This window comes from Streptomyces macrosporus (assembly GCF_039533145.1).
GTDB lineage: Bacteria > Actinomycetota > Actinomycetes > Streptomycetales > Streptomycetaceae > Streptomyces > Streptomyces macrosporus.
Genome location: NZ_BAAASZ010000051.1, coordinates 336897 through 346187, shown reverse-complemented (window position 1 = coordinate 346187; position 9291 = coordinate 336897). Strand labels below are relative to the sequence as shown.

6 protein-coding genes are annotated in these 9291 nt (G+C 68.0%); all 6 read left to right on the top strand.

Annotation, left to right across the window (positions count from 1 at the left end):
• Window positions 1–170: 170 nt before the first annotated feature.
• The 6 genes from typA (at window position 171) to ABD335_RS29195 (ending at window position 9291) form a co-directional block, all read left to right on the top strand.
• Entirely contained in the window at window positions 171–2072 is a 1902-nt protein-coding gene (gene typA, locus ABD335_RS29220; protein WP_344328884.1) for a translational GTPase TypA, read from the top strand.
• A gap of 888 nt (window positions 2073–2960) precedes the next feature.
• Entirely contained in the window at window positions 2961–3995 is a 1035-nt protein-coding gene (locus tag ABD335_RS29215) for an ABC transporter permease (protein ID WP_344328882.1), read from the top strand.
• Window positions 3996–4095: 100 nt separating this feature from the next.
• Window positions 4096–5895, top strand: a complete 1800-nt coding sequence (locus tag ABD335_RS29210; RefSeq protein ID WP_344328881.1) for an ABC transporter substrate-binding protein — start codon at window positions 4096–4098, stop codon at window positions 5893–5895.
• A 119-nt stretch (window positions 5896–6014) separates the two neighbouring features.
• Window positions 6015–6992 carry an ABC transporter permease gene (locus ABD335_RS29205; protein ID WP_344328880.1) on the top strand — a complete coding sequence of 326 codons (978 nt, stop codon included), beginning with the start codon at window positions 6015–6017 and terminating at the stop codon, window positions 6990–6992.
• Between the two features lie 10 nt (window positions 6993–7002).
• Window positions 7003–8067, top strand: a complete 1065-nt coding sequence (locus ABD335_RS29200) for an ABC transporter ATP-binding protein (protein ID WP_344328878.1) — start codon at window positions 7003–7005, stop codon at window positions 8065–8067.
• Between the two features lie 12 nt (window positions 8068–8079).
• Window positions 8080–9291 (top strand): ABC transporter ATP-binding protein, encoded by a 1212-nt coding sequence (locus ABD335_RS29195; RefSeq protein ID WP_344328877.1) that lies wholly within the window; start codon window positions 8080–8082, stop codon window positions 9289–9291.

Sequence of the window (9291 nt, the reverse complement as noted above, 5' to 3'; positions counted from 1 at the left end):
GGCGGCCGATGCCCCGTGGCCGGCGCCGGCGCCGGCTTCGGACCCACGCTTCACCGGGCCCGGGCCGTACCATGGGAGGGAGAGAAGTGCCGTGGCGATGATCAGCCCGGCGAGCGCGCGGCCGCACGGGTCGCGTCGCCATCCACACACCCGGGAGAAGCGCCCCCAGCATGCCCACGCGCCACGACATCCGTAACGTCGCCATCGTCGCCCACGTCGACCACGGCAAGACCACCCTGGTCGACGCCATGCTCAAGCAGGCGGGCGCCTTCGCGGCCCACCAGCAGGTCGACGACCGCGTGATGGACTCCAACGACCTGGAACGCGAGAAGGGCATCACCATTCTCGCGAAGAACACCGCGGTCAAGTACCACCCCAAGGACGGCGGCGACCCCGTCACCATCAACATCATCGACACCCCCGGCCACGCCGACTTCGGCGGCGAGGTCGAGCGCGGCCTGTCCATGGTGGAGGCGGTGGTCCTGCTGGTGGACGCCTCGGAGGGGCCGCTGCCGCAGACCCGCTTCGTGCTGCGCAAGGCGCTCCAGGCCCGGCTGCCGGTCATCCTGTGCATCAACAAGACCGACCGTCCCGACGCCCGGATCGACGAGGTCGTCGACGAGACCTACGACCTCTTCCTGGACCTGGACGCGGACGAGAGCCAGATCGAGTTCCCGATCGTCTACGCCTGCGCCCGCGACGGCGTCGCCTCGCTGACCAAGCCGGCGGACGGCACCGTGCCGGCCGACAGCGACAGCCTGGAGCCGTTCTTCAACGTCCTGCTGGAGACGGTCCCGGCGCCGGTCTACGAGGAGGGCGCCCCCCTCCAGGCGCACGTCACCAACCTCGACGCCGACAACTTCCTCGGCCGCATCGCGCTGCTGCGCGTGATCCAGGGCGAGCTGCGCAAGGGCCAGACGGTGGCCTGGATGAAGCGCGACGGCTCGGTCCAGAACGTGCGCATCACCGAGCTGCTGATGACGGAGGCGCTGACCCGCAAGCCGGCCGAGAAGGCGGGCCCGGGCGACATCTGCGCCGTCGCCGGCATCCCGGACATCACCATCGGCGAGACCCTGGCCGATCCGGAGAACCCGGTCGCGCTGCCGCTGATCACCGTCGACGAGCCGGCGATCTCCATGACCATCGGCACCAACACCTCGCCGCTGGTCGGCCGCGGCGGCACCGGCAAGGGCGCGGACGCCAAGGCGGCCGTCAAGGACCGCAAGGTCACCGCCCGCCAGGTCAAGGACCGTCTGGACCGCGAGCTGATCGGCAACGTCTCGCTGCGCGTGCTGGACACCGACCGTCCCGACGCCTGGGAGGTGCAGGGCCGCGGCGAGCTGGCGCTGGCCATCCTCGTCGAGACGATGCGCCGGGAGGGCTACGAGCTGACCGTCGGCAAGCCGCAGGTGGTCACCAGGGAGATCGACGGCAAGGTCCACGAGCCGGTCGAGCGCATGACCATCGACGTGCCGGAGGAGCACATGGGCGCCGTGACGCAGCTCATGGGCACCCGCAAGGGTCGCATGGAGAGCATGACCAACCACGGCTCCGGCTGGGTCCGCATGGAGTTCGTGGTGCCCTCCCGCGGCCTGATCGGCTTCCGCACGGAGTTCCTGACCAACACCCGGGGCACGGGCATCGCCCACTCCATCCACGAGGGCTTCGAGCCGTGGGCCGGCGAGCTGAAGACCCGCAACAACGGCTCGCTCGTCGCGGACCGCGCCGGGACCGTCACCGCCTTCGCGATGACCAACCTCCAGGAGCGCGGCGTGCTCTTCGTGGAGCCGGGCACCGAGGTGTACGAGGGCATGATCGTGGGCGAGAACTCGCGCTCCGACGACATGGACGTGAACATCACCAAGGAGAAGAAGCTCACCAACATGCGGTCCTCGACCGCCGACGTGGCCGAGTCCATCGTCCCGCCGCGCAAGCTGTCGCTGGAGCAGTCCCTGGAGTTCTGCCGCGACGACGAGTGCGTGGAGGTGACCCCGGAGGCCGTCCGCATCCGCAAGGTCGTCCTGGACCAGAAGGAGCGCGCCCGCGCCGCCTCCCGGGCCAAGCACGCCTGACGGCTCCTCTCCCGGCCCCCGGCTCCACCCGGGGGCCACACCCCGGCCTCGTCCGTGCGCGCGGTGTCGGGGCACCCGAGGCGTTCGCGAGGGGCGTCCGGACCACATCGGTCCGGGCGCCCCTTTCCGCCGTCCGGGGCCGTGTTCCCGTCCGGCATCCGGGGGGCCGGGCTCCGCTCCCCGAGGACGATCGGCGTATCGGCGAGAAATCTCACTTATGGGGTGATATGGCTCCGAGGAGAGAAGTGTGGACCGGAGGAGACGCCCCATGCGCGGAGTCGCGCGTTCCCCCGCGGCCGTGACGGGCCGCCGCGGCCCCTGTGGGTCGCCGGGCCCGGACCGCCCGGGTCCGGCATCCCGGCGCGGACCGGCGCGGTCCGGGGCGGTCCGGGGTGGCGGCGGAGGTCCGCGGCGGCCCGCCCGGTGTTCGCACCCCGGAGGGATCGGCCGTTGTGTTCCGGGTCGGGCCGGTGAGGCCGTGTTTGCAGAAGCGACGGGTAGGGGGGCGCTCCGAACGGGGCCTGTCTACGCGTGTCCACTCTCGCGGGCGGTCGCTCGCGGTCCGCTTTGCGGTCATCGACAGGTCGTACGCAGTTCAGAACGGCGCGTTCGTATATCGGCGCAGCGACAGCTTTGTTGCGGAATTGTTAACGCCTTTATGTGTCCGATGTTGCTGTATGTCCGTCCGCTGCGGACCGTGTCAAGCACGTCCGGGCCTCAATCTGTGAAACCTTCGCTCAAGATGTGCGGAGCGTGAAGGACGGAGGGTCAAGACCTCTTGACTGAGCTGGGAACCGATTGCAAAAGTCCGCTCAGCCCATGGCATTTCCCAGTGCCGAAGAAACAGAGCGGGTTCCGCCAACACCCACAGCGCGGGGGCGCAACGCGATGACGAGTCCAACCCAGGCTGCGACAGTCGGGGCCGACAACCCTGGCCCGGACGCCGAGAGCCTGAGCAAAGAGCCGGCCGCCAGCGACGGCCAGCTCGCCGGCCGTTCACCCGGCCAGCTGATGTGGCTGCGCTTCAAGCGCGACCGCGTCGGTGTGATCAGTGCCTTTGTGGTGATCTTCTTCTTCCTGATCGCCGCCCTCGCGCCGGTGATCTCCTGGCTCTACGGGAAGGACCCGTACACGCTGTACGGCCAGGAGCGCTTCGAGCTGCTGGACGAGTTCGGCTTCCCGGCCGGCCCCAATGGAGGCATGTCCTCCGAGTTCTGGTTCGGCATCGAGCCCGAACTCGGCCGTGACGTCTTCATGCAGCTGCTGTACGGCATGCGGACCTCGCTGTACACCGCCCTGCCGGTGACGATCCTGATGGTCGCCACCGGTGTGCTGATCGGCCTGGTCGGCGGTTACTTCGGCGGGAAGGTCGACTACTGGATCGGCCGGGTCACCGACTTCATGATGGCCCTCCCCAGCCAGCTCACCCTGATCGCGACGATGCCCGTGGTGGTGGCCGTCTTCGTGTCGCCGACCGAGGAGACCCCGGTCTACATCCGGGCGTGCGCGATCATCATCGTCCTGTGGCTCCTCGGCTGGATGGGCATGGCGCGCCTGGTGCGCAGTCAGGTCCTCACCCTGCGCGAGCGCGAGTTCGTGGAGGCGGCCAAGGTCTCGGGCGCCTCGCCCTGGCGGATCATCCGCAAGGAGCTCCTCCCGAACCTGGTCACTCCCATCCTGGTGCAGGCCACCTACATGCTTCCCTCGACGATCCTCTCCGTGGCCTTCCTGTCCTACGTGGGCGTGGGCTACACGGAGCCGACACCGGACTGGGGGCGGATGTTCAAGACAGCCGCCACCATCTACGAGAACGACCCGACGTACATGTTCTTCCCCGGTATCGCCATGGTGATCTTCGTGGTGGCCTTCAACCTTCTCGGCGACTCCGTGCGGGACGCCTTCGACCCCAAGTCCGGACGCTGATCACGTCCACCTGAGGGGGGCTGCCACCCCCGCACCCGGGAGACCGGACGCGACAGGGCAGCAGATGGATCCCAACTGACAGGCAGGTGCAACAAGCATCATGAATCCCATCCGATCGCGCACAGTGCGGGGCGCATTCGTCGCCCTCGCGGCAGGCTCGCTGGTGCTGACCGGCTGCAGTGGCGGCAGCAACACCGGCGGCAAGGGCGAGAACGGCACCAAGGACAAGGAGGCCGCCAAGGCGCAGTCCCTGGCGGTCGAGTACGGTGACGCCGCCGACTCCAAGGGGCCGGCCGCCGAGGTCAAGGGTGCCAAGCAGGGGGGCACGATCAGGGTCTACCAGGAGGACGACTTCTCCCACCTGGACCCCGGTCAGATCTACGTCAGCGACGCGGGCCAGCTCTCCACCCTCATCCACCGCGGCCTGACCACGTACAAGCAGGCCGACGACGGCAGCCTGACCGTCGTGGGCGACCTCGCCACCGACTCCGGCAAGCAGTCCGACGGCGGCAAGACCTGGACGTACACGCTCAAGGACGGCATCAAGGACGAGGAAGGTGACCCGATCACCTCCAAGGACATCCGCCACACCATCGAGCGCCTGTACGCCAAGCACATCACCGACGGCCCGACGTACATCCAGCAGTGGCTGTCCGGCGCCGGCACCGAGTACCGCAAGGCGCTGCCGGACGGTCCGTACAAGGGCAAGCACCTGCCGGACTCCGTCCTGGAGACCCCGGACGAGAAGACGATCGTCTTCCACTTCAAGGACCCCCAGCCGGACCTGCCGCAGGCCCTGGCCATGCCCGGCTACTCCATCGTCCCCGAAGAGGACGACACCAAGGAGAAGTACGACCAGGAGCCCGTCGCGCTCGGCCCGTACAAGATCTCCGAGTTCAAGCCCGGCAAGTCCATGAAGCTGGTGCGGAACACCAACTGGGACCCGAAGACCGACCCGGCGCGCCACCAGTTCGTGGACGGTTGGAACATCACGTTCAACCACAGCCGCGCGGACCAGACCGAGCGCATCCTCTCCGACCGCGGTGAGTCCGCCAACGCCATCCAGCTGAGCGGCTCGGTGGACTCCACCAAGGTCCGGCAGGTCGTCCAGGACGCGAAGGACCGGATCATCCAGGGCTACCAGCCGTACGTCTGGCAGCTCAACATGAACATGGACCGCATCAAGGACAAGCGGATCCGTGACGCCATCACCTACGCGCTGCCCAACGCCCAGATCCTGCGGCCCGACGGCGGTTCCTACGCCGGTGAGCCCGCCGGCGGTCTGCTCGCCCCGACCCTGCCGGGCTACGAGGACGGCTACGACCCGTACGGCAAGCTCGACAAGCCCAACGGCGACCCGGAGAAGGCGCGCAAGCTCCTGAAGGAAGCCGGCAAGGAGGGCATGAAGCTCGTCTACGCCTACGCCAACGTCCCGCACCGCCAGAAGCAGGCCGTCATCATCGAGACCGCCCTGGAGAAGGCCGGCTTCGACGTCCAGAAGAAGGACATCGACCAGGCCACCTGGTACGAGCAGGTCGGCAAGGTGAACAACGGTCTGGACATCTACATGACCGGTTGGGGCCAGGACTGGCCGTCCCCCTCCACCGTCATCCCGCCGTCCTACGACGGTGACCAGATCGCCGACGGCGCGGCGAACTACTCGCACATCAACGACAAGCACGTCAACTCCGAGATCGACCGGATCTCCAAGATCCAGGACCCGGAGGAAGCCACCAAGGAGTGGGTCAAGCTGCACAAGTACATCGTGGAGAAGGTCAACCCGGCCGCTCCGCTGTACTACACCAAGCAGCTGCAGATCTACGGCTCCAACGTCGGTGGTGCCCGGTACAACACGGTCAAGAGCTACATCGACCTGTCCCAGCTGTACCTGAAGAAGTAATCGGCTCACGCGGTGGGTTCCCGGGGGGCTCGCGCCTCCCGGGAACCCACCCGCGGGCTTTCGCTTCGCACGTCCCCCTCCCGTCGTTGTCGCCGTGCTGAGAGCTGCGAACCACCACCATGTTTAAATTCCTTCTTCGCCGGTCGGTCGGCGCCATCGTCATCCTGATCCTCATCAGCGCCTTCACGTTCTTCCTGTTCTTCGCCATCCCGCAGGACCCGGCCCTGCTGGCGTGCGGCAAGAACTGCACCCCGGACGCCCTGGCGATCATCCACAAGAACCTGGGTCTGGACCAGCCGGTGCTGGTGCAGTACTGGGAGTTCATGAAGGGCATCGTGGCGGGACGTGACTTCTCCGTCGGCCACTGCGAGGCCCCCTGCTTCGGCGTGTCGTTCGACGACAACCGGATGGTCTGGGACACGATCATGGACCGGCTGCCCCTGACGATCTCCCTGACCGTCGGCGGCCTGGTCGTCTTCCTCACCCTGGGCCTGGGGGCCGGCATGATCGCCGCCCGGAAAAAGGGCACGATGGTCGACAAGGTCTTCAGCTCTGCCTCGCTGGTCTTCAGCTCGATGCAGATCTACTTCCTGGGCCCGATCGTGCTCGGCATCCTGGTCTACAACACCGGCTGGCTGGACGCGCCGAAGTACGTGCCGTTCACCGAGAACCCCGGCGCCTGGTTCCTCGGCCTGGTGATCCCGTGGTTCGTGATGTCGCTGATCTTCACCGCGAACTACACCCGTATGTCGCGCTCCACCCTGATCGAGCAGATGCAGGAGGACCACGTCCGCACGGCGAGGGCCAAGGGCATGTCCCAGCGGTACGTCTTCTTCCGCTACGCCTGGCGCGGTTCGCTGACCCCGATCGTCACGATCCTCGGCATCGACCTGGGCTCGCTGCTCGGCGGCGCGATCGTGACGGAGCTGACCTTCAGCCTCGCCGGCGTCGGCCGCCTGGCGGTCGAGTCGGTCACCAACAAGGACCTGCCGCTGACCATGGGCGTCATGCTGGTCAGTGCCGCCTTCATTCTGCTCTGCAACCTCGTCGTGGACGCCGTGTACGGTTTCATCGACCCGCGCGTGCGTCTGTCCTAGGAGAACGACCGTGACCACACTCACCAAGACCGAGGACGCGCCGTCTCCGACCGGGTCGGGCTCCTTCCTCTCGGTTCGCGACCTTCACGTCCGGTTCTCCACCGAGGACGGCATCGTCAAGGCCGTGAGCGGCCTCTCCTTCGACGTGGAGCGGGGCACCACGCTCGGCATCGTCGGCGAGTCCGGTTCGGGCAAGTCGGTCACCAACCTCGCCATCCTGGGGCTGCACAACCCGGCCTCCACCGAGATCACCGGCGAGATCGTGCTGGACGGCCAGAAGCTGACCGGGGCGCCCGAGAAGACGCTGGAGTCGCTGCGCGGCAACAAGATGGCGATGATCTTCCAGGATCCGCTGACCGCGCTGTCGCCCTACTACACCATCGGCCGTCAGATCGGCGAGCCCTACCGCAAGCACATGGGCGCCTCCAAGCGCGAGGCGCGCGAGCGGGCGATCGAGATGCTGGCCAAGGTCGGCATCCCCAACCCCCAGCGGAGGGTCGACGACTACCCGCACCAGTTCTCCGGCGGCATGCGGCAGCGCGCCATGATCGCCATGGCGCTGGTGTGCAACCCCGACCTGCTGATCGCCGACGAGCCCACCACCGCCCTGGACGTCACCGTCCAGGCCCAGATCCTCGACCTGCTCAAGGACCTCCAGCAGGAGTTCGGCTCGGCGATCATCTTCATCACCCACGACCTGGGCGTCATCGCCAACATGGCGGACGACATCATGGTGATGTACGGCGGCCGGGCGGTCGAGCGCGGCACGGCCAAGGAGGTGCTGCGCGCTCCCCAGCACCCGTACACCTGGGGCCTGCTCGGCTCCATGCCCCGCCTGACCGGGGACGTCAACCAGGAACTCAGGCCGATCGAGGGCACCCCGCCCAGCCTGCTCAACCCGCCGTCGGGCTGCCCGTTCCACCCCCGCTGCGAGTTCAAGGACAAGGTCCCGAGCGGTGTGTCCTGCAGCCAGGACAGGCCGCTGCTGCCCGAGGGGCGCGGAGCCGCCTGCCACCTGACGGCGGAGCAGAAGCAGACCTACTTCATCGAGCAGATCAAGCCCCGGCTGGGCTAGGGAGACCGAGAGATGAGCGACGAACTCACCCTGACCAGGCCGGAGAGCGCCACGCCGCGTACCGGCGAGCCCCTGATGGAGGTCAAGGGGCTGACCAAACACTTCCCGATCAAGGGCGGTTTCCCGATCCGGCGCACCGTCGGCGCGGTCCAGGCCGTCGACGGGGTCGACCTCACCGTGTACGAGGGCGAGAGCTTCGGCCTCGTCGGCGAGTCCGGCTGCGGCAAGTCCACCACCGGACGTCTGCTGACCCGTCTGCTGGAGCCGACGGGCGGCACGATCACCTACCGGGGCCAGGACATCACCCACGCCAAGCGCAAGCAGATGGCGCCCATCCGGTCCGAGATCCAGATGATCTTCCAGGACCCGTACTCCTCGCTGAACCCGAGGCAGACGGTCGGCACGATCATCAGCGGGCCGATGGAGATCAACGGCATCAACCCGCCCGGGGGCCGCGAGAAGCGGGTGCGGGAGCTGCTGGAGATCGTCGGCCTCAACCCCGAGCACTACAACCGCTTCCCGCACGAGTTCTCCGGCGGCCAGCGGCAGCGCATCGGAGTCGCCCGCGCCCTGGCCCTCCAGCCGAAGCTGATCGTGGCCGACGAGCCGGTCTCCGCCCTCGACGTCTCCATCCAGGCGCAGGTGGTCAACCTGCTCCAGGACGTGCAGCGCGAGATGGGCATCGCCTTCGTCTTCATCGCCCACGACCTGGCGGTGGTCCGGCACTTCTCCCAGCGCGTCGCGGTGATGTACCTCGGCAAGATCGTGGAGGTCGGCGACCGCGAGTCGATCTACACCCGGCCGCGGCACCCGTACACCCACGCGCTGCTGTCCGCCGTGCCCGAGGCGGCGCTGGGCGACGACGAGGAGGTGCAGCGCGAGCGCATCCGACTCGCCGGCGACGTGCCCTCGCCGATCGCGCCGCCCTCCGGCTGCCGCTTCCGCACGCGCTGCTGGAAGGCGCAGGAGAAGTGCGCCCTGGAGGAGCCGCCGCTGGTGCAGATCGACGGCAACTCCCCGGGGCACCTGACGGCGTGCCACTTCCCCGAGGAGGGCAGCATCATCGGGGACAAGGAGATCGTGCTCGACCCGGGACTCGCCGCCATGGAGAGCGACGGGGCCGACGGTCCGACCACCGCGGAGGAGACGACCGGACCGGTCGTCGGCGGGCCGACCGCCAAGGACGCCTCCAAGGACACATCCAAGGACGCCTCCAAGAGCTGA